This is a genomic window from Mucilaginibacter achroorhodeus, from assembly GCF_007846095.1.
Classification (GTDB): Bacteria; Bacteroidota; Bacteroidia; order Sphingobacteriales; family Sphingobacteriaceae; genus Mucilaginibacter; species Mucilaginibacter achroorhodeus.
Window position 1 is genome coordinate 1 of the sequence record NZ_VOEI01000010.1, and the last position, 20,324, is coordinate 20,324.

At 44.3% G+C, this 20,324-nt stretch carries 19 protein-coding genes; 12 read left to right on the forward strand and 7 right to left on the reverse strand.

The window, feature by feature from the left end; translation table 11 throughout:
• Window positions 1–137, forward strand: a 137-nt coding sequence (locus FPZ42_RS19520) for an integrase core domain-containing protein (protein ID WP_146273415.1), incomplete at its 5' end; no start/stop codon positions are given.
• Between the two features lie 144 nt (window positions 138–281).
• Here the strand turns inward: FPZ42_RS19520 and porN are convergent.
• The 6 genes from porN to FPZ42_RS18825 form a co-directional block, all read right to left on the reverse strand.
• Window positions 282–1,238, reverse strand: a complete 957-nt coding sequence (gene porN, locus FPZ42_RS18800) for a type IX secretion system ring subunit PorN/GldN (RefSeq protein ID WP_146273416.1) — start codon at window positions 1,236–1,238, stop codon at window positions 282–284.
• 10 nt (window positions 1,239–1,248) lie between these two features.
• Window positions 1,249–2,766 (reverse strand): type IX secretion system motor protein PorM/GldM, encoded by a 1,518-nt coding sequence (gene porM / locus FPZ42_RS18805; protein WP_146273417.1) that lies wholly within the window; start codon window positions 2,764–2,766, stop codon window positions 1,249–1,251.
• A gap of 40 nt (window positions 2,767–2,806) precedes the next feature.
• The gene (gene porL, locus FPZ42_RS18810) at window positions 2,807–3,616 is read right to left on the reverse strand and encodes a type IX secretion system motor protein PorL/GldL (protein WP_146273418.1); all 810 of its coding nucleotides are present in this window, start codon (window positions 3,614–3,616) and stop codon (window positions 2,807–2,809) included.
• Window positions 3,617–3,662: 46 nt separating this feature from the next.
• Window positions 3,663–4,988, reverse strand: a complete 1,326-nt coding sequence (gene porK / locus FPZ42_RS18815) for a T9SS ring complex lipoprotein PorK/GldK (protein ID WP_146273419.1) — start codon at window positions 4,986–4,988, stop codon at window positions 3,663–3,665.
• Between the two features lie 248 nt (window positions 4,989–5,236).
• Window positions 5,237–6,001, reverse strand: coding sequence for a uroporphyrinogen-III synthase (locus tag FPZ42_RS18820; protein ID WP_146273420.1), 765 nt, complete (start codon window positions 5,999–6,001; stop codon window positions 5,237–5,239).
• A gap of 5 nt (window positions 6,002–6,006) precedes the next feature.
• Window positions 6,007–7,011 carry a DUF4271 domain-containing protein gene (locus FPZ42_RS18825; RefSeq protein ID WP_146273421.1) on the reverse strand — a complete coding sequence of 335 codons (1,005 nt, stop codon included), beginning with the start codon at window positions 7,009–7,011 and terminating at the stop codon, window positions 6,007–6,009.
• Between the two features lie 83 nt (window positions 7,012–7,094).
• On the opposite strand from FPZ42_RS18825, the gene hemW reads away from it, so the two are divergent.
• The 6 genes from hemW to FPZ42_RS18855 all read left to right on the forward strand — a co-directional run bounded on the left by hemW (window position 7,095) and on the right by FPZ42_RS18855 (window position 13,464).
• A complete protein-coding gene (gene hemW, locus FPZ42_RS18830; RefSeq protein ID WP_146273422.1) occupies window positions 7,095–8,228 on the forward strand; it encodes a radical SAM family heme chaperone HemW in 1,134 nt (377 codons plus the stop codon).
• Window positions 8,229–8,486: 258 nt separating this feature from the next.
• Complete coding sequence (locus tag FPZ42_RS18835; protein ID WP_146273423.1) at window positions 8,487–9,035, forward strand: fasciclin domain-containing protein; 549 nt, start codon at window positions 8,487–8,489, stop codon at window positions 9,033–9,035.
• Between the two features lie 189 nt (window positions 9,036–9,224).
• Complete coding sequence (locus FPZ42_RS18840) at window positions 9,225–10,106, forward strand: cupin-like domain-containing protein (protein ID WP_146273424.1); 882 nt, start codon at window positions 9,225–9,227, stop codon at window positions 10,104–10,106.
• A gap of 332 nt (window positions 10,107–10,438) precedes the next feature.
• On the forward strand, window positions 10,439–11,320 hold the full coding sequence (locus FPZ42_RS18845; RefSeq protein WP_146273425.1) for a cupin-like domain-containing protein: 882 nt from the start codon (window positions 10,439–10,441) through the stop codon (window positions 11,318–11,320).
• 468 nt (window positions 11,321–11,788) lie between these two features.
• Complete coding sequence (locus FPZ42_RS18850; RefSeq protein WP_146273426.1) at window positions 11,789–12,334, forward strand: N-acetyltransferase; 546 nt, start codon at window positions 11,789–11,791, stop codon at window positions 12,332–12,334.
• Between the two features lie 11 nt (window positions 12,335–12,345).
• The gene (locus FPZ42_RS18855) at window positions 12,346–13,464 is read left to right on the forward strand and encodes a M20 family metallo-hydrolase (protein ID WP_146273427.1); all 1,119 of its coding nucleotides are present in this window, start codon (window positions 12,346–12,348) and stop codon (window positions 13,462–13,464) included.
• A gap of 173 nt (window positions 13,465–13,637) precedes the next feature.
• Here FPZ42_RS18855 and FPZ42_RS18860 read toward each other — a convergent pair whose 3' ends face one another.
• Entirely contained in the window at window positions 13,638–14,057 is a 420-nt protein-coding gene (locus tag FPZ42_RS18860) for a YybH family protein (RefSeq protein WP_146273428.1), read from the reverse strand.
• A gap of 180 nt (window positions 14,058–14,237) precedes the next feature.
• On the opposite strand from FPZ42_RS18860, the gene FPZ42_RS18865 reads away from it, so the two are divergent.
• The 5 genes from FPZ42_RS18865 to FPZ42_RS18885 all read left to right on the forward strand — a co-directional run bounded on the left by FPZ42_RS18865 (window position 14,238) and on the right by FPZ42_RS18885 (window position 20,324).
• Window positions 14,238–15,116 carry a carbohydrate kinase family protein gene (locus tag FPZ42_RS18865; RefSeq protein WP_146273429.1) on the forward strand — a complete coding sequence of 293 codons (879 nt, stop codon included), beginning with the start codon at window positions 14,238–14,240 and terminating at the stop codon, window positions 15,114–15,116.
• Between the two features lie 101 nt (window positions 15,117–15,217).
• Entirely contained in the window at window positions 15,218–16,318 is a 1,101-nt protein-coding gene (locus FPZ42_RS18870; RefSeq protein WP_146273430.1) for a vWA domain-containing protein, read from the forward strand.
• Between the two features lie 67 nt (window positions 16,319–16,385).
• Entirely contained in the window at window positions 16,386–17,888 is a 1,503-nt protein-coding gene (locus tag FPZ42_RS18875) for a sigma 54-interacting transcriptional regulator (RefSeq protein ID WP_146273431.1), read from the forward strand.
• Window positions 17,889–18,137: 249 nt separating this feature from the next.
• A complete protein-coding gene (locus FPZ42_RS18880; RefSeq protein ID WP_146273432.1) occupies window positions 18,138–19,418 on the forward strand; it encodes a metallophosphoesterase in 1,281 nt (426 codons plus the stop codon).
• A gap of 18 nt (window positions 19,419–19,436) precedes the next feature.
• Window positions 19,437–20,324 (forward strand): hypothetical protein, encoded by an 888-nt coding sequence (locus FPZ42_RS18885; protein ID WP_255563207.1) that lies wholly within the window; start codon window positions 19,437–19,439, stop codon window positions 20,322–20,324.

The window sequence follows — 20,324 nt, forward strand, 5'->3', positions numbered from 1 at the left end:
ATACAGACTTCGATAGCCTCCAGGAGCTGGAAGATGAACTGCTTAAATACCTCATGTACTATAACTGGGAAAGACCTCATCAGGGTATCGGTGGAAAGAAACCTATTGATATGGCTACCCTAAGCAACAAAAAATAATACCTAATTCTGTTACCGAATTACCTAACCCTTACAGCAATGACCTTTTAACAAAAAAAGCCCCGCCTGTAAAACAAGCGGGGCTTTGTATTTTATGATCAATTGGCAACTAATCTCTTATCACCAATTAACAGATCTCTATCACTAATATTCCCAAAGGTTTAGCTCCCAATCCATCAGGCTCTTTTTGATCCTGTCGCTTTCGTAGAGCTTATCAATGCCTTGTGCGTAATCACGGATACGTTCGTCCTTATCATTAGATTGCTTGACGATGTAGCTGGTAAAAATTCGCTTTACAAAGCAGTCGTCAAAGCTTAGGCCTGTGGCATCGTTATTACGACTAACCGCCTCTTTAGTAGCCAGTATGGCGCGTGCTTCGGGGAAATAGATCCAGAACGCAGGTTGGTAATCAAGGTCGATACCGGCGGCTTTTGGTTTTATCAAAGGTGCTATACCAACAATACGCGGCTCAAATATTGAACGCTGCTTATCAAACACCCAATCTTCTTTAATGCGGAACTTAACAACGCTATCCGGGTTAAACTCGCCTGCCTGTACCACAGACCCTATTTTATTACCGTCTTTGTCAAACTTGTCAACTACAGCGCTATCAGCCATTTTGCTGCGCGCTTGTGCACCGCTTAAGGGCCTGCTAAAGCTATCGCCGTTAGGGTCGTCTTTAGTCGGTGATGGATCGTAGGCTGTCAGCTCACCTGCGTCAATAGCATTCATTAACACATCTATCAAACGCATTTTTGGTGAAGCCATATACTGGTTCATCTTTTCGCGGATGTCTATCTCTCTCCAGATACGTTTTGCAAACATCACGTCAGCCTCGCGTAGGTTGGCGTATGGCGTAACCTTAGCGCTAAGGATGTTGTTCTTTTTATAATAACCATCCAGCGGGCGGTCAAAAGGCTTTTTCTTTGCAGTATCCGGTTGTAAACCGGCATTTGTACCAACACCCGCACCTGAAACAGGTGCTGGTGCAGCCTGCCTTGTGTTAGCTGCTCTGGTAGTACGTTTGGTTGTTCTTTTTCGCTGCGCAATAGAAACGCCGCAAACCAGGCAAAGTAAAACAACAATGTAAGTCTTTTTCATAATCCTAAAATTAATTAGCCTGCAGCACTATCCCGTCTAATCCACGTTGAGTACCATCGGGACCAACGGCTACAATATCTTTGAATACCACGGTTGAACCAGGGGTAATACCCGATAATGCAGATTTCATTGCACCCGATAACTCTCCACCGTTTGTCGAATTAATGATCGCATCTTGGCGTGGTTTAATTACTATCATGGTGAAACGTGTTACGTTAAACTTGGCATCAAAATCAAAGTTTTCCAACTTAGCAAACACACGGTCTTGTGAACGCAGGTTGGCTGCACTGGTATTACCACCGCTTTTACCCGCAAACATGGCTTTAGGGTCAGGAATGCGTTTTACGCGGAATTCTGATGTTCCTAAAACTGTGCCCTTATCGCCCGTTACCGTAACCTTAGCAGTTCCTATTGAGCTAACTGTTGCTGTATAATGACCACCGGAACCACTTAACGAACCACCACTCATGCTTACCTTCAGTTGGTCTTTAGCAACGCCGGGCGCAGAAACTGAAAGGGGGTTTGGTACGCCTATATAAAGCACATTCATTTTATCGGGCGATACTACTGCAGATGGTTTTGCCACCATGTACTGGCCACTAACGTTGTATGGTTTTGTAGAACCATCAACCTGCTTAACAAGGATCTGCCCCGTCCAGGTGCGTAAACCTTCGCCGCTTGTGCCGGTTGTATAAGTACCCACACCATCAGTAGTAGGTATTTTTGCACCGCCAACTGTTATGCTTGGGTTCGATTTTGAGTCGTAAGCAGTTAAGTAAATCTCCGCTTTGTATGGTTGACCTGCCAGTATATAGCTGCTTGGTGCAACTGCCACCGCTTTGAATTTATCAAGCGTTACAACAGCCTGGTCAACTTCACCCAAGATCTTTTTAACAATTTCGTTTTCGGCGTTCTTGGTATCAGCCTGTATTTTAGCCAAAGTAGTCAGGGTTGCACCCAACGGGATACCGTCACCAAAATTAGCTTCCTGCCATGTTTTTTTGATATCGCCACGTTTAGGCGGGTCAACAGCATTCAACGAGAAGTTAACGCCTGCACGTTCACGCTCAGGTAAGATATTGATCAGCTTCTCGCGTGTTGCATCGATCTTAGCGCGCAGCTGGTCTGCGTTTTTCTGATCTATCATGATGTGTGCCGAAATATCAAGGTTATCCCTTTGAGATACATCGTTGATATCAGGATTAATGCCGCCGCCGGCCTCGGTAAGCTTGGCCTTTAAGGTTTCTATGTAGCTATTCAAATCATTGGCAATTGCACTGGCTTGTTTAGCTTTATCATAGATGGGCTTAGCCCTTTCCGGTTGTTCTTTAAGTTTGGTAGCTTCAAAAGCCGAATAAGCGTTATCGATACCCGTGGTAACGTTCACCCTCGATTTATCCAAACTCAACGTAATATTTCTGAAGGCATCTAACAGGCTGTCTGGCACGTTTAAGGCAATTAAGCCTAATAGTACCAGGTACAAAATACCTATCATCCGCTGCCTTGGGGTTTCTTTACCTCCCGCCATACTGTATATTTATCAGTTTATGCTTCTGTTAAAAATTTGATTAGTTAACTCGCGGTTGGTTCATAGCAGTAAGCATATTACCATATATCGCGTTAAGCGATGCCAGGTTTTTAGCTAAGCGGCCTACCTCTTCTTTAAACTGTTTCGAATCTTCTAATGATTCATTAAAGTTGTTCATGGTAAGCGACAGGTTCTGATAAAACTTGTTCATTGATTTCAAATGCGCGCTCGAATCCTGTAGCTCAAGCTCATAAACTGCATTTAGTGACGACAGGTTTTTAGCCAGGTTATTTACCTGCTCGTGGTAAGCTTTGGTATCAATGTTTGTATTGGCCATTTCTGCCAGGTTAGCAGATGCTTTATCAAAGGCATTGCTCAGGTTATCATAGCTTGCAGTTGCTTGTTTCACTTTATTAGTGTAAGCAATAGTTGCATCGCCTGCATCGGTAACGCGTGATATTGCGTTAACTTTATCACCAAAGGTTCTCAAACCGTCGCCAAGGCTGCTGATCAACTCCGGCCCTATCTTGGCGTCCTCAAGCATTTTATCTAAAGCTGCTGTATTTGAAAAGTTTGATGTTGCAACAGCAGCAGGGCGTGCTTTTACTTTCGGCAACTCGCCGTTATAATCTTCATCCAACTCGGGATAAGCACGTGTCCAATCGATCTCTTTATCTTCCCGCTGAAAACCTAATAATAAGAATAATAATGCCTCAACTGTTAAACCACCGGCAATAAAATAGGTTGAACCCGGTAAGTGAAGGATCTTGAACATCAAGCCGACAATTACAATAGATGCACCCCATGATACGATGTTGCCAATTCCGTAAGGTTTTTTCTTCCCTGCCATAATCTTTTTTGTAGTAGTAGATTTATAAGTTTGTTTTGTTTTTCGTTTATCGTCTGTCGCGGATATCCCTGCCCATGTAATCGGTAACACAACGGAAACCGATGTACGATTTGGCAGTATCCTGGTACTCAAAGCTGCGTGTGGAGTTTTGTAAGAAATACCCGATATCCTTCCATGAGCCGCCACGTACTACTTTGCGCTTTATCACTTCAGCGTCGGCAGCTTTGGCCTCGTAGTTAAAGGTTGGGTTTAAGTCGTGCACAAAGGTTGATGCAGATTCATCATAAGCTGATGAGGTCCACTCGGCAACGTTGCCGGCCATGTTGTACAAGCCAAAATCATTAGGGAAATATGAACGTACGTTAACGGTGTAAGCGCCACCATCATCCGTATAATTGCCACGGCCGGGTTTAAAGTTGGCCATTAAACAACCTTTAGCATTTTTAATGTAAGGGCCGCCCCAAGGGTAATCTGTACCGATACGGCCACCACGTGCTGCATACTCAAACTGCGCTTCGTTAGGCAAGCTGTACGGGCTATTAGGCGGCAGTTTACGCCTTTGTTTTGCAGCATCGCTTAAGCGGGTACGCCATACGGTAAATGCACGTGCCTGGCGCCAGGTAACACCCACAACGGGATAATTACGGAAGGCAGGGTGAGAGAAGTAACCCTCAACCATCGGCTCGTTGGCAGCGTATGAAAAATCGTTAAGCCAAACCAATGTATCAGGGTAAACGCCAACGGTATCGCGGATGATGAAATCCGAACGGCGTTTGTTTTTGTCGTTACGGTAGTTTGATGCCTCACGCAGTGACATGATAGCATAATTATATTTCAACATACGGATATCGATCTCGTTACGATCAAATATGCGGTCATCGCCCTGATAATAAAGTCCCTGAAGTTTTTGTTGGTTAGCAGAAGCATTTTTGCCTCTTAAGCTGAATAACGGGTTTTTAGCTACGTAATCCCAGTTAATGTATTTGCGGCCGTTAGGATCGGCCGGCGCTCCCTTTTTTGGCTGATAGTAATACTTTTGATCATTAAGGTAATTGGTGATAGCTATTGAATCGCGAACCCAGAATACAAACTGCTTGTACTTGGTATTGGATATCTCTGTCTCGTCCATAAAGAACGGTGAAACGGTAACCTGTTTGGTCTGCGCGGTTTGTGCAAAGGTTACATCCTGGTCTGTTTGGCCCATTAAAAAGGTACCACCTTTAATGTAAACCATGCCGTAAGGCGTTGTAGCCCTGAAAGAACGCTGCTTAACACCGGTTACCTCACCGTTGTTGCCGCCACCGCCACCAATACCGCAACCGGTTAATACAGCACCGGTTAAAACTGCAATCACAAAGTATAATTGTTTCATTTTGTATCCAAAATCAGTATTACGCTTTAATTTTTCTAAAAAACTACCGCAACGCCCCGAATATATTAAAATTTAATAGTACGCCAGACCAATTTTTCTATTTTAACGGTAGGTATCTCTACCCTTAGTTAATTAACTTACAAACTGGCTATTACAAAAAAACGGTGAAAATTATTACCCTTAAAGAATAATCATTTTCACCGTTATACGACTGTCTGTGCGGAAAGTTGCACTCCGCAACAGTTAATTTATTTATTTACTTGTTTCACGTACTGCTCGATAGCCATTGTCATTGACGGAGCGGCGGGTGTTGGAGCAGGAATATCCAATATTAAGCCGGCATCAAGTACCGCTTTATGCGTGGTTGCACCAAAAGCGGCTATGCGGGTATTGTTCTGTTTAAAATCAGGGAAGTTCTTATAAAGCGACTGAATGCTGGATGGGCTAAAGAAGGCAATTACATCATAAAACACTTCTGCCAGGTCACTCAGATCACTGCACACGGTGCGGAAAAGCACTGCCGGTGTAAAGTTGTAACCGTTATCTAACAAAAACTTCTGGGTTTCTTCTGCTGCCACATCAGAGCATGGGTAAAGGAATTTTTCTGATGAGTGTTTTTTCAAAACCTCGGCCAGGTCGGCAGCGGTTTGTTTACCGAAGAAGATCTTACGCTTACGGTATTGGATGTATTTTTGAAGATAAAGGGCGATGGTTTCCGAAAGGCAGAAATATTTCATTTCTACAGGCACCTCAAAGCGCATTTCCTCGCAAATGCGGAAGAAATGATCAGCAGAATTGCGGCTGGTAAAAATAACGGCGGTAAAATCGGCCAGGTTAATTTTTTCCTTGCGGAAGTCCTTGGCAGGCACCCCTTCTACGTGAATAAAAGACCGGAAATCGATCTTAAGGTTAAGCTTCTTAGCCAGTTCAGCGTAGGGGTTTTTGTCGTTCTCAGGTTTCGGTAACGTAACTAATATACTTTTAACCTTTTTCTTTCTGTCTTCCAATGCCATTTTATCTACCTAAATCCAATATTAAGCGCCTTTATCAGTATTAATATAGGGCAAATTTCGAGGGCACAAAGATACACAAATAAATAAAACTTATGAAATCGGAAATTTGTTATGATGCTCACGCTGCTGCGCAGGTACTGCCAAACAAATATAATGATAACCAGCGCCAGGGTAATAATCAGCAACAGCGGAATAAAAGCATCGGCTATTAGGCTAAAACACACTGCCACAGGCAAAAACACAAAGGTGATATTAAAGTATGTTAGCGACAGGGTAGCTATATAATCATCAACCAGTTTGCTAATATCAAACACAAACCCTAAGAACTTAAGTACTAAAAATTTAACTGCAAATAACGCAATGATAACAATAGACAGGGTTAGAAAAAGTTGCACACCAGATATGGTGTAATAAACCTTGTAATAACCAGTAGTGAGTAAATAAAGGAACATCCCTGAGGTAAGCCCGAAAAGAATGAACAACCCGATGAACGTCCAGGCGTTAATGGGGCTTTCCTCCTTACCTGCCGGGCCTGCAGCCTTGCGATGATAAAAAGACTGGAAAACATTGCTCACATCCTTCGTGGAGGCAATGTTTAAACCGGCGGCAAACAAAAGCAATACCATAATAACCCCAACGACCCATATATCCCGTGAGGGACGGTTGCGGCCATAACCTTGTTTCATGGATGCTTTGGTAGAAAGATTGAGGAACAGGTCGTTTTTATAAGCATTGGCTTTAAGGATGCTATCTACAAAAGCGTTTGGGCGGTTGGGGTCAGGCGCGGAGATGTAACGTTTGGCCAGCGAATCTGACACAAATTGTTCGCGCAGGGCAGATGCCCGCGCCACCGAATCCAAAAACGGCAGGGGACCAGTAAAACGCGGCCTGGGTTTTACTACAGGTGTATCAACGGCTACCTCGCCGGTATCTGCACTTGTTTGAGCATGTACTGCAGAACAAGCCAGGGTAATCAATACAAATACTATAAGCCAGCGTAACAGAGCCATTTGGCGCAAAGTTATTGTATTTATTGTAAGGTTGAATACAACATATTACACAGCAATTAAAATAATATGCTGATTTTTGCGCCATGGCAGGCATCTATATTCACATTCCGTTTTGCAAACAGGCCTGCCATTACTGCGACTTTCATTTCAGCACGTCTTTGAAATATAAGGACCAGATGCTGGATGCCATGCTACGCGAACTGGAGCTGCAAAAGGATTACCTGCATAACGAAACCATCGAGACCATTTACTTTGGCGGCGGCACCCCTTCGGTATTATCTGCCGATGAAGTAAACAGTTTAATCAACCGCATAACACAATTACACAGCGTTAGCGGCAATGCCGAGATAACGCTCGAAGCTAATCCCGATGACCTTGGCAGAGAGAAAATAAATGCGCTGCGCAAAACGCCTGTAAACCGTTTCAGTATAGGCATACAATCTTTTTTTGATGACGACCTTGCATGGATGAATCGCGTACATCGGGCACAAGAGGCAGAGGCTTCGGTTAAACGTGCGCAGGATGCCGGTTTTGAAAACATTACAGCCGACCTGGTCTACGGCTATCCGTTGCTAACTGATAACAAATGGAAGCAAAACCTGGACACCATGTTTGGCCTTGATATTCCGCATATATCAGCCTACAGCATGACGGTTGAACCGCAAACCGCGTTGGCAGCGTTCATCAGCAAAAAGAAACAGCCGCCCATGGATGAACAGCAAAGCGCAGCACAATTTGCTGATATGCTTGATGCCATGCAGGGCAAAGGCTTTGAGCAGTATGAGATCTCTAACTTCTGTAAGCCCGGGCATTATAGCAGGCATAACTCCAATTACTGGAAAGGCGTAAAATACCTTGGCATTGGCCCATCCGCCCACTCTTTTAATGGCCAAACGCGCCAGTGGAACATCGCCAACAATGCCAAATACCTGCATGCTTTGGGCAGCAACACTGTCCCTGCGGAAATAGAAACGCTAAGCGAAGCCGACCGCCTCAACGAATACATCATGACATCGCTGCGTACCATGTGGGGACTTGATCTTACTAAACTGGACAGTATAGCCGCTGGCGCTTCATCTACTTTAATTAAAGTTGCTGAGGGTCATATCTCGCAAGGGAAAGTTTTAAATACCGGCAACATACTTACGCTGACTTCAAAAGGCAAATTATATGCAGATGCTATAGCTGCGGAGATGTTTTTTGATGTTGAACATTGATGGCTTGATTATTTGATTTACCTGATTTGTCATGTGATCTTGCCGAACCACTTAAAAAGCGCCAAGTATGCGATAAACTTGAACTGACAGTTAGATTTCTTAGCCATGGCATCTCCCCATACGAATCATTCCTAAAAACGGATTACTCCAATCAGCTATGACTCACACCTTTTCAGAGTTTGAAACAAGGTGCCTTTACAAAACTGCTGCACGGCTATCGGCGTATCTTCTATAAAACAAGATAACCTCAAAACAATAATGAAAAAATTGATCATCGCCGCACTTGCTTTAGTAGCTACTGCAATTGCGCCAAACACTTTCGCACAAACTAAAATGGTTGGTGGCGCACCAATGTACCCAACCAAAGATATTGTTGACAATGCTGTTAACTCTAAAGATCACACTACTTTGGTAGCTGCGGTTAAAGCTGCCGGTTTGGTAGAAACTTTAAAATCAGCCGGTCCGTTCACCGTGTTTGCACCAACCAACGAGGCTTTTAACAAATTGCCAAAAGGTACAGTAGAAACTTTGTTAAAACCTGAAAACAAAGAAACGCTAACCAAAATTTTAACCTACCACGTAGTGGCCGGTAAATTAAGCGCTATGGATATAGCTAAACAAATTAAGGCTGGTAACGGTGTTGCCGAACTAAAAACCGTTAGCGGTGGCACTTTAAAAGCCATGATGAAAGGTAAAAAGATCTATTTGGTAGATGAAAAAGGTGGCAAAAGCTGGGTAACTATACCTGATGTTAACCAAAGCAATGGTGTTATACACGTAGTAAACGCCGTGTTAATGCCTAACTAATTTAATTGGCAGAAATTATTTTGCAGATACATTAATGAGCAAGAGCCGTTACTGAATACTGCTAATTAAAAAAGAAGCCCGCACGGTTTGACCGTACGGGCTTTTTTGTCAGCCGAATTTAAAATTGAGTTAAGCTGATGTTTGCTCATCATTAAATAATTAATTTTGGCCGATTTATAATCCGTAAACATGAGCTTGTCCCTTACCCAAATAGATAGAGTTGACAACATAACCAAAGAAGACTTTGTTAACAACTACTTAAAGCCGCGCAAACCGCTGGTTATTAGTAAGGCAACAGAGACCTGGCCTGCGTTACAAAAATGGACTTTTGAGTATCTGAAAGAAGTAGTTGGCGACCAAACCGTGCCTTTATATGATAGCTCAAAGGCCGACCCGTCAAAACCGATCAACGCATCTGCTGCCGAGATGAAATTTGGCGACTATATTGACCTGATACAAAAAGGGCCTACAGATTTGCGTATATTTTTGTTCGACCCTATAAAACACGCCCCGGGCTTACTTGAAGATTACCGTTCACCATCCGATCTGATGGGCGGTTTCCTGGATAAATACCCAAATATGTTCTTCGGTGGGCAGGGCTCGGTAACGTTCCTGCATTATGATATAGACCTGGCGCATATTTTTCACACGCATTTTAACGGCCGTAAGCACATTATTTTATTTGATAATAAATGGAGCGAACGCCTTTATTGTATTCCCTTTGCTACCTACGCATTGGAGGATTATGATATCGCCAATCCGGATTTTGAAAAATTCCCGGCTTTAAAAGGAATTGAAGGACAGGAAACTATCCTTGAACATGGCGAAACGCTGTTTATGCCTACCGGCTTTTGGCATTGGATGAAGTACCTGGATGGATCGTTCTCCATATCGCTGCGTGCCTGGGATAGTTCATGGGCCATTAAAGCCAAAAGCTTATATAACCTTACCATACAGCGCAAGTTTGATGATATCATGAAAAAGAACTTCAAAAGCCGTTATATGGATTGGAAAGAAGAACTCGCGGTTAAACGCGCCAATAAAGCCTTGGCCGAGGGTAAGCCTTATTAGATAAAAGACAGAAGAGTCAGATCTCAGACTCACAACGCCCGACTTTTTAAGCCGGGCGTTTTTTTTCCCTCTTTTCGCGCAGCGAAGAGAGGGTGGTCGCGCGTAGCGCCGACCGGGTGAGTTATTTCGCCGGCTTACTCACCCCGCGACACTTCGTGCGCGACCCTCTCTACTACGCAAAGAGGGTTGAACCGCCACGCCTTTTTAAGAGGGATTGGGACAAGCCCGTAAACTTAACACCCTTTTAACTCCAACCCAACATCTAAACCCGTTATTTGGCCTATTGGCATGAGGTGTATTATTACATTACCTTCCGTTTAACGTTAATGTTTATGAGTTTTAAGCTTTCCGCTATCGATACCGTTGATACCATTAACCCGCAGGACTTTCAGAACAATTACCTCAAGCCGCGCCGCCCGCTTATTATTAAAGGCTTAACCCGTAATTGGCCCGCCCGCGAAAAATGGACGCCGGAATACATGAAAAGCGTAGTGGGCAATAAGGTTGTCCCATTATATGATAATTCTAAGGCTGACCCGTCTAAACCTATCAACTCGGCCGCAGCAGAGATGCCCTTTGATGAATATATTGATCTTATCCGCTCGCAACCTACCGAACTGAGGATCTTTTTCTTCAATATATTTAAAGAAGCGCCGCAGCTTTTAAAAGATATTGTTTTACCAAAGGATCTGATGGGTGGCTTTATAGAAAGCATGCCGGCCATGTTCTTCGGCGGATCAAACTCTGAGACTTTTTTACATTACGACATCGATCTCCCCCATATTTTTCATACCCATTTTGGCGGACGTAAGCATGTGATCTTATTTGAACATAAATGGAAAGAGCGCCTGTATTGCCTGCCAAATGCTACTTATGCTTTGGAAGATTACGACGTTTTAAATCCTGATACCGAAAAATACCCATCCCTTAATGGCATCCCAGGCAACGAAGCTTACCTGGAGCATGGCGACACCCTGTTTATGCCAACAGGCTATTGGCACTGGATGAAATACCTTGATGGATCCTTCTCACTTAGTTTGCGCGCCTGGGACAGATCATGGGCAATAAAGGCAAAAAGCCTATATAACCTTACTATTCAGCGAAAGTTTGATGATGTGATGAAAAAGAACTTCAAAAGCAGGTACATGGATTGGAAAGAAGAGCTTGCCATAAAACGGGCCAACCAGGCTTTGGCAGATGGAAGACCTTATTAATTTAAAGTTTTAGATCAGATATCAGCTTAACATTTCGTTCTCAGTTTGAGATATTTTCAGCGGTAACCTACGGCCACTCAAATATGCGGCCTTCGCAAAAGGTGGTGATTACAGGCATTGCCATGGCAGAAACTTAAAGCATTTTGCGGCAGCCGCGAGTTTTCTTTGGTTACTTTCTTTTGCGGAAAAAGAAAGCAACATCCACTGACGCTTCAAAACGCCCTGCCTTTCCTAACGAAGAACTATCTGTTAGATTACGAAACTATTCTCTGCAATAACGTACCCCCTCTCCATTACTGCAAAAAAGCCTTTCAAAATGAAATGCTTTTTCGAGCATAATTTTAACCGATCGGTATAAAAAAGGCTCCTATCCTGTTTAAAACAGCTTTTTTCAAAAATTATTTGATAAGGCATCCTTTTGGTGGAATGGCCTGCAAACGGTGCAACCGTTTATTAACTATAACTAAAATGGAAGACGAACGAATAATTGTGAGGATCGCCCAATCCTCTGACTGTATCTACGCTCAGCAAATTTCTGAAGAGACCGAACGCTCGGCCATCGCAAGGGGCTCGGGAATATCTAAAAGGTCTATAGCATCTATCCTTGATAAAATGAACAATGGCCGCGCCGTAGTAGCCCTATCTCCGGATGGTAAATGGGCAGGTTTCTCATACTTTGATGTTTGGGACAACGGCAAGTTTGTATCAAATAGCGGGCTTATCGTGTCACCCGACTTTAGGCAGCACGGTGTTGCCCATCAGATAAAGGAGATGGTATTTAATCTTTGTCGCGAGGCTTACCCAAAGGCACAGGTATTTTCCATTACATCCGGCATCGCCATCATGAAAATGAATACCCACCTTGGTTTCGAGCCGGTAACGTATGCAGAAATTGCGCAGGAGGATGCGTTTTGGCAGGGTTGCAAAAGCTGTGTTAATTACAACATTTTAAACAGCAAGCAAGGCCGTAACTGTTTGTGTACTGCCATGCTCTACACACCATCAGAGAACTAAGCAATATAACAATGATACAAGCATTAACAGATACTACAGGCAAAAGGCAGCACAGCAGTTTAGGCCACCAGGCCGTTATGCTGCTTAAAAAACTGATCAGCACGCCATCGCCCAGCGGCGACGAATTTGAAACTGCAGATATTATACAAGCTTATTTAGAGAAACATGATATTACTACTCATCGCCTGCACAACAATGTTTGGGCTTTTAACCGCCACTTTGATAAAAGCAAACCAACCATCCTGCTTAACTCGCACCATGATACCGTTAAGCCAAACGGTGCGTACACTAAAAATCCCTACTTTGCGCAGGTAACTGATGGCAAGCTGTATGGCCTCGGCAGCAATGACGCAGGCGGCTGCCTGGTGTCGCTAATGGCTACCTTTGTAAATTTTTATAACGAGCGCGACCTAAGCTATAACCTTTGCTTGGTTGCCAGCGCCGAAGAAGAGAATTCCGGCAAGCATGGTTTAAGCGAGGTGCTGCCACATTTAGGCGAATTGAGCTTTGCAATTGTTGGCGAGCCTACCCAAATGCAGATGGCCACTGCCGAAATGGGCAACATGGTGCTCGATTGTACCTGCTACGGTGTTGCCGGCCATGCTGCCCGCAATGAGGGCACCAACGCCCTTTACAAAGCTTTAACGGATATTAACTGGTTTGCCAACTACCACTTCCCTAAGCAATCGGCTTTTATGGGGCCGGTTAAAATGACGGTAACGCAGATAGATGCAGGAATGCAGCATAATATCATCCCGCATGAGTGCCATTTTACCGTAGATGTGCGCTTGAGCGACTGCTATAAACCCACTGAAGTGTTGGACATTATTAAACAAAACACCACCTGCAGCGTATGTGCACGTGAAGGGGTATTGACTGCATCTTGCATTGACAGCATCCACCCGATAGTACGTACCGGGTCAGCTATGGGTCTGCGCAGCTATGTATCGCCTACAAGCAGCGACCAGGGTTGGTTATCCATCCCATCACTAAAGATAGGCCCGGGCGATTCGGCACGATCGCACATGGCTGATGAGTATATCTACCTGGATGAGATCCATCAGGGCATCGACACTTATATCAACCTCCTCAACGGCATGATATATTGCTTGGTGAATAATCCCAGATAACCCTTTGCGTCGTTGCGAGGTACGAAGCAATCTCCGAACCATAAAGGTTCGCCCTGAAGAGCAAAGAGATTGCTTCGTACCTCGCAAAGACGCGTTATTAAGAACGCTTTAAGGTACTTGGATAGTTTATTCTGTAAATCCTTAAATCTTGGTACTTCTGATTCAGACCTTTTTTAACTCGTGTGGTCACAAACAATCACCCACTTACCGTTTACCTTTTTAAACCAAAGGGTAAAGTAGCCGCCGGGATTATCCTTTTCGCGGGCAAGGCTCCAGGCACCCATCACAAATGCATCGGTCTTGGTCAGCAATTCAATTTTATCTAACCTAAAGGTTAACTTACCCATGGCGGCTTTATCAGGATAACCTTTCTTATAATTATCTAACGCCTGCTGCCAGCCATAGGTTGGGCCTCGTTTACCAATAAAAACCAGCGAGTCTGATTTCCAGTAGCTTTTCATAAAACCATCCAGATCGCCGTTGCTCCAGTCAATTTGCTGCTGGTGCATTACCTTGGCAATAGCTTGCTTTTCCTGCGCAAAGCAGCAACAGTACATCATTATAAATAGTGATAATAGTGTAAGTTTTTTCATAAACTAAATATAAGTGTTAGTTGTCAATTACCGTCCTTCAACTGTTTTAAACTATACTTTCGTTTTAATAAAGTTCATGTTTAAACAATTGTTAACAAATGGTTAATGCACTTATTATAAATTTAACATTGCATACAGCAAATCCTTGTTAGCTTTACACGATTTTCTGATCAACACGATATGAAAGATAACGTACTATGTTTTGGCGAGGTTTTGTGGGATGCATTTGGCGAAGAAAAGAAAGCCGGTGGCGCACCAATGAATGTAGCCAGGCACCTGGTTCAGCAACACGTTAACGTAAGCTTTGCCAGCCGCGTAGGTAAAGATGAATCGGGCAAAGGCCTGATTACCTTCCTTAAAGAAAATAAGCTGCACTCTAACCTTATACAAAAAGACAATAATCTGCCCACCTGCGAAGTTACGGTTGAGTTAGATGCTAAAAACCAGGCTACCTATATTATTCCTGAGCCTGTATCCTGGGACAACATTCAGTTAGATAAAAACCTTACAGAAGAGGCAAAAAATGCTTCTATAATCGTATTTGGCAGTTTAGCCAGTCGTGGTAAAACCACGCGTAATACGTTGTTAAGCCTGCTTGAGGAAACACAGGCGCTTAAAGTATTTGATGTAAACCTGCGCGCACCTCATTATAACGTTGCAGATATTGAGACCCTTGCGGCCCGGGCTGATGTTATCAAAATGAACGAGGAAGAAGCAGAATTGCTGATCCACGGCGGTAACGGCCAGCTAAAGGAGAAGATAGTAGAGTTTCAAAAGAAATATCATACCCAAACCATTTGCGTTACCAAAGGCGAAAACGGGGCTATTATCTGGCATAAGCACGAGTTTTATGAGCAGCCCGGGTTTAAAGTTGAAGTTGCCGATACCGTTGGTGCAGGTGACGCTTTTTTAGCCACACTTATTGCCGGCATTATTGACAAACAACCGATGGACAAAGTATTGGTGGAAGCTTGCGCCATAGGCTCTTTTGTTACAAGCAAACGCGGCGCAAACCCGGTGTATGTTCGTGATGAGATAACTGCCATTCGCGAAAGCTGATCTGGCAAATGTCATAACAGGTTAACAATTCTGTTTTAAGGGTGCCTGTCTTAAACTTTTAAGATTAATAATCCGTTACTTTATAACAGAAAGGGTAAACTATGCGTGGTTTTGGGTTTTCTAAATTTATACCAAAACAGATCCCCAAAGGCGGATTTGACGAATTACTGAAATTATTTCTTGAATTGCTGAACCACACCGCCGGTGACGCCGGTGAGGCTTTGGCATGGCTAAACGAATTAGATAAGCAATACAACATCACCAATGACGAATACGGCATGGGTGATTTTATTGATGAGCTGAAGCAGAAAGGATATCTCGACGAAAATAAACAGGACGGCAGTTTCAGCATCACCGCCAAAGCCGAACAAAGCATCAGGCAATCGGCGCTGGAAGAGATCTTCGGCAAGCTGAAGAAATCTGGGAAAGGTAACCACCGTTCGCCGCAAAGCGGACAGGGCGATGAGCGTAACGCCGAACGCCGCGAGTTTGAATTTGGCGACAGCCTGGACCAGATAGACATGACACAGTCTATCCACAACGCCCAGGTGAACCACGGTATCACAGGTGATTTCATGATGACCGAGCGTGACCTAGAAGTAGAGGAAATGGATTACAAAACCCTTACTTCTACCGTACTGATGATCGATATATCGCACTCCATGATCTTGTATGGTGAGGACAGGATAACACCTGCTAAAAAGGTTGCCATGGCATTGGCCGAGCTTATACGCACCAAATATCCTAAGGATACTTTGGATATTGTGGTATTTGGTAACGATGCCTGGCCAATTACGCTTCAGGATCTTCCGTATTTACAGGTTGGCCCATACCATACCAATACGTACGCAGGTTTGGAGCTGGCTACCGATATGCTTCGCCGCCGTAAAACGCATAACAAGCAAATTTTTATGATAACCGATGGTAAGCCAACCTGTTTAAAGGAAGGCAACCGTTATTATAAGAACAGCATTGGGCTGGATAGAAAAGTGGTGAACAAAACGCTGAACATGGCGGCACAATGCAAACGCCTTAAAATACCTATCACCACCTTTATGATAGCCAAAGACCCCTACCTGCAGCAGTTTGTACGCAAGTTTACCGAAACAAACGGTGGCCGCGCGTTCTACAGCTCGCTTAACGGTTTGGGCGAATACATTTTTGAGGATTACATAAAAAACAGAAGAAGAACTGTTCGTTGATGTACAGATGTGCAAATTTTAGATGTGCAGATGAAGGATACCAATGAACAAATGAACCATTGAACAAATGAACTACACAGAAATAAAAAACCTTGGTCAGCTTAAAGAATCGGGCTATGTAAGCCGGTCGGTAAAGGATGAATTGAGGGCCAACCTCATTAAGCAACTACAAAAAAAAGAAGGTGGCTTTGAAGGCATCGTAGGTTTCGAGGATACGGTTATCCCTGATCTGCAAACGGCCATACTATCGCGCCATAATATCTTGCTTCTCGGCTTACGCGGGCAGGCTAAGACGCGTATTGCCCGCCTGTTGGTAAACCTGCTTGATGAGTATATACCCTATATAGAAGGATCAGAACTGTTTGATGATCCTTTGGCCCCTATCTCATGGTACGGCCACGAAACAGTAGAGAAGCACAAAGATGCTACCCCTATTGCCTGGCTTCACCGCAGTGAGCGTTATACCGAGAAACTGGCAACGCCTGATGTTACCGTAGCCGACCTGATTGGCGACGTTGACCCTATTAAGGCAGCCACCATGAAACTGACCTACTCTGATGAGCGCGTTATACACTTCGGGCTAATCCCGCGTGCGCACCGCGGTATCTTTGTGATCAACGAGTTACCCGATCTGCAGGCAAGGATACAAGTATCACTTTTCAATATACTGCAGGAACGCGATATACAGATCCGTGGTTTTAAATTACGCTTACCTTTAGATATCGAGTTCGTGTTCACAGCCAACCCGGAGGATTACACCAACCGTGGTTCAATAGTAACTCCGCTTAAAGACCGTATCGAAAGCCAGATATTGACCCACTACCCGCGGTCTGTTGAGATCTCGCGCAAGATAACTCAGCAAGAGGCCTTATTAACACCCGAGCAGCGCGCTACGGTAGAAGCCGATGGCCTGGTGAAGGACCTGGTTGAGCAGATTGCCTTTGAAGCACGTGCATCAGAATATATCGATAAAAAATCAGGCGTATCGGCGCGTTTAACTATCGCATCGTTTGAAAACCTGATCAGCAATGCCGAACGCCGTATGATCATCAACGGTGAGAAATCAACCTTTGTTCGTATCTCCGATTTCCTTGGCGTTATCCCTGCCATTACCGGTAAAATTGAGCTGGTTTACGAGGGCGAATTGGAAGGCCCCGGCAAAGTAGCCAACATTCTTATTGGTAAAGCCATTAAAAGCCTTTTACTGCAATTCTTCCCGGACCCGGAGAAAGCAAAAAAATCAAAAGCGCCGAATCCTTATGCCGAGATCGTTAACTGGTTTGGCGATGGCAATACGGTTTCACTAATTGACAATTTGCCTTTAGCCGAATACAAAAAGCTATTAAATGGGGTACCGGGATTAAAAAGCCTGGTTAAAACTTTCCATCCCCGTCTCAGCGAAAACCAGCAATTGCTACTGATGGAGTTTGTGCTGCATGGCCTGGCCGAGTTCTCTCAACTGAACAAAGGTTTCTTAGATAATGGCTTTGCATTTTCAGACATGTTCAACAGTTTGTTCAACCTGGAGCCGGATGACGATGATGATATAGACCTGGACGACAGGTATTAGTCTACTAAAGCCCTCCCTAACCGGGAGGGCTTTTTGTTTGTCAGTCTGAGCTTGTCGAAGACCTTTACCCGCGATGAGTAGTTCGACAAGCTCACCATGAAAAAGAAAAGTAAGGAGAAACTTTTTTGTCAGTCTAAGCTCGTCGAAGACCTTTACCCGCGATGAGTGGTTCGACAAGCTCACCATGACAATAAAGCAAGGAGAATTGAATAGGCTTAACCACCAATAATTAATACCTTTGCAATACCTATGCTGCAGGCCTTTTACATCATCATCATACCCTTAGTACTTTTAGCTTTAGACTATTACATTCTGCAAGGTCTGCATGCAGCATTCCGCAAATGGCCTATCACGCGCAAGAAATGGTTTTTGGTAGTTTACTGGTCGTTCTCAGTTTTCCTCATTACCGGGATGATGGTAAGCGTTTACCTCAACCTGAGTGTAGGCGTGCGCGGAGCCCTGCTTTTGTTATTTTTCCTAATGCTGATCTTTAAACTGTTTTATGCCTTATTTATCATTGTTGATGATATTCGAAGGGCAATAAAACGCATTATCAGGAGAAGAAAGAAACGCCTTGAGAAACCCCGATCAACACCTGATGATTGGTTTGCTGAAGAGATCCCACGCTCAGATTTTTTGATGAAAGCAGGGATATTAGCCGGGGCCTTACCCTTGTATTTGTTGAAGCACAACATGTCTAAAGGCATTTACGATTACCAGGTTAAAAATGTGACCCTTTACCTGCCCAATTTGCCCAAGGCCTTTGATGGGTTACGCATTGGGCAAATATCTGATATCCACTCCGGCAGCTTCCATAGCGTGCACAACATGCAGGGCGGTGTTGAGTTGCTGATGCAGCAAAAGGCCGACATGATATTTTTTACGGGCGACCTGGTAAACGGCCGCACCGAAGAGGTGAACCGGGTAGTGCCGGTTTTCCAGAAGGTACGCGCACCGCTGGGTGTTTATTCCATCCTGGGCAATCATGATTACGGCGATTACGGTACCTGGCCCTCGCCGCAGGATAAGCAGCGCAACATGCAGGATATGTACCAGGCGCACAAAACCATCGGCTGGGACCTGCTTGTAGACCAGCACCGCCGCATAAAGGTAGATGGTGAGGAACTTGGTATTTTGGGCATTGGCAACTGGGGCGAATTAAGCCGTTTTCCCAAATATGGTAAAATGGAAAAAGCCGTTGCCGGCACGGATGACCTGCCGGTGAAACTGCTGCTCTCGCATGATCCATCACATTGGCGTGCGGAGGTGATCCCAAAATATCCGCAGATAGATGTAATGTTCTCCGGCCATACCCATGGTATGCAGTTTGGTGTGCGCACCAATGATTTTCAATGGAGCCCTATCGAATACGTTTACTCTGAATGGGCAGGCCTTTATCGCGAAAAACACCAGCAAATTTATGTGAATGTGGGCTATGGCTTTTTAGGTTACCCCGGCCGAATTGGAATATTGCCGGAGATTACGATATTTGAGCTGAAAGCCGCAGCTGATCCAGATTACAAAGCTTAACAAGCCGGCCTGCCATTCATGAAGAAAATTTTCGCCAGCGCCTTTGATTTTTTGCTCTTCAGTAATATATTCATGGCGTTGTGTGCGGTTGCACAGGCACTGGTTACTTTCCACCTCATTGATGCGCAGCCAATTCATACGGTAACTGCGCTTTTGTTCACGTCTACACTGGGTATATATAATTTCAGCATTCTTTTAAGCAAGCCTAAGCATCCCGAAAAGTCGCCATACAGGCGGGTGCGCTGGTTTTTTGCGCATTACCGGCTAATGGTAACCTTTACCATGATATCACTGCTCTCGCTGGTACCGCTGTTCTTTCTGCTATCCATGGAGTCGCGTATATTGCTGGTTTTCCTGGCGGTATTGTCCTTTTGCTATAGCCTGCCCTTATTCACCGTTGGTGAACAAAAATTCGGGCTTCGCAATATTCCGGGTTTAAAGCCTTTTCTGATAACACTCGTTTGGACCCTTAGTTCCGTCCTGCTTCCTATACTGGAGGCACAAGAAGCTCATATAGCAGATGTTTCAACCCGCGATATTACCATCCTTATTGCTAAACGTTTTTTGTTAATAGGTGCTTTAACCGTCCCTTTTGATATCCGCGACCTGTTTCAGGACAGGCAGTTTGGCCTCAAAACCATAGCAGTGGCATGGGGTGAGAAAAATGCTTACCTGTTTTGCCAGTTGCTATTGGCCGGTTACATTGTATTGCTATTTATGCTGCGCAACAACGGTTTCTCACCAGATTTTTTTGCGCTGGCGCTAACGGCGGTATTAATGGGATGGCTCATCTTTCGATCCAAGTGGGAGAAAAACGAATATTACTACTTCTTTTACCTGGACGGCGTTTTAATACTGCAATACGTAATGCTGATAGCATTTAACTTTCTATTTGCCAAATTGTAA